Consider the following 1,067-nt stretch of genomic DNA (forward strand, 5'->3'; position numbering starts at 1 on the left):
GATAACGACGCCGGCGCCTTCGGCACTTATACGCAGGCGGGGCAGAACTACGGCACGTCGCTGCTCTGGACGCTCGCGCTGCTGATTCCGGTTCTCTATGTGAACCAGGAAATGGTCCTGCGCCTGGGCGCCGTGACCGGCGTCGGCCACGCACGCCTCATCTTCGAACGCTTCGGCAAGTTTTGGGGCGCCTTCAGCGTCATCGATCTTTTTCTGCTCAATGCGCTCACGATCGTCACCGAGTTCATCGGCATTACGTTTGCGCTCGACTTTCTCGGCGTCTCGAAGGTGCTCGGTGTCTGCATCGCCGCGGTTCTGACGATGGCGGCGGTCAGTACGGGCGACTTCCGGCGCTTCGAACGCTTCGCGATCGTGCTGTGCCTGTTGAGTCTGCTGCTGATCCCGGTGCTCGTTTCGATTCACCCGCCTGTGGGCGTTATCGCGCGCGACTTCTTCGTGCCGACCTGGCCGGCGAATTCGAAGCTCTCCGACGTGATGCTCCTCGTGATCGGCATCGTCGGCACGACCGTCGCGCCGTGGCAACTTTTCTTCCAGCAGAGCTACGTGATCGACAAGCGCATCACGCCGCGCTTCATGAAGTACGAAAAGGCGGACCTCTGGATCGGTATCGCGTTCGTGATCGTCGGCGCTGTGGCGATGATGGCCTTCACCGCCGCGCTCTTTGACGGCAAGCCCGAGTTCGGCAACTTCACCGACGCGGGTGGCGTGATTGCGGGTCTGCACAAGTACGTCGGCCAGACCTCGGCCACGATCTTCGCCGTGGCGCTGCTCGACGCGTCGATCATTGGCGCCGCCGCCGTCTCGCTCTCGACGGCCTATGCGATTGGCGATGTCTTCAAGGTCAAGCACTCGCTGCACCGCAGCGTGCTCGACGCGAAGGGTTTCTATCTCGTCTACTTCGGCATCATCGCGCTCGCGGCGGCCCTCGTGCTGATTCCCGGCAGCCCGCTCGGCCTCTTGACTGAGGCTGTGCAGACGCTGGCCGGCGTGCTGCTGCCGAGCGCAACGGTGTTCCTGTTGCTGCTCTGTAATGACAAGGCGGTGCT

General features: G+C 62.8%; 1 protein-coding gene. It reads left to right on the forward strand.

Going from position 1 to position 1,067, the window contains the following annotated elements; genetic code table 11:
- Positions 1 to 1,067: NRAMP family divalent metal transporter (locus tag ACOJB8_RS41115; protein WP_475017982.1), on the forward strand; the 1,067-nt coding region annotated here is incomplete at both ends.

The organism is Paraburkholderia sp. BR10141 (genome assembly GCF_056155635.1).